The sequence below is a fragment of the Mesorhizobium sp. M2A.F.Ca.ET.037.01.1.1 genome (assembly GCF_003998075.1).
Lineage (GTDB): Bacteria > Pseudomonadota > Alphaproteobacteria > Rhizobiales > Rhizobiaceae > Mesorhizobium.
The window spans coordinates 1-526 of the sequence record NZ_RZSA01001747.1 but is presented as its reverse complement, the minus strand read 5'-3'; the positions used below and the strand labels follow the sequence as shown (position 1 = coordinate 526).

At 63.5% G+C, this 526-nt stretch carries 1 protein-coding gene; it reads left to right on the top strand.

Translation table 11 applies throughout. From position 1 onward, the window contains the following. Positions 1-168: 168 nt before the first annotated feature. Positions 169-526 (top strand): recombinase family protein (locus EOA27_RS39570; protein WP_210214214.1); only part of this gene is annotated, 358 nt, incomplete at its 3' end.

Sequence of the window (526 nt, the reverse complement as noted above, 5' to 3'; positions counted from 1 at the left end):
ATTTGTGCGCGCTCTTCGGCGTCATCATTGCCGACGGCGAACGTCTCTACGATCCCTGCGCTTACCATGACCGCCTGCTGCTCGGTTTGTCCGGCATCATGAGCGAAGCGGAGTTGCACCAGATCAAGCAGCGCCTCCATCAGGGCGAGCGTCAGAAAGCGGCGCGTGGTGAGCTACGCCTTCCTCTTCCCGCCGGACTGGCGCATGGTCGCACGGGCGAGATCATTCTCAATCCCGATGAGCAAGTGCAGGCAAGGCTCGGCTGTCTTCGCCAAATTCCGCGAGCTTCACAGTGCGCGGGCCGTGATGCGCTACCTGCGAAAAAACGGTCTGCCACTGCCCGTGCGTCCCCTTCTCGGCCCGGCGCCGCACGATGTGGTGTGGCGCGAGGCCGATAGCTCACGCGTGCTCAGCATTCTCCAAAATCCTGCCTACGCCGGGGCATATGTCTATGGCCGCCGGCGGGTGGATGGCGGGCGGATCGCCATGGCGTTTATCGCCCGAAGACGGTCAAGGTCCCCATCGC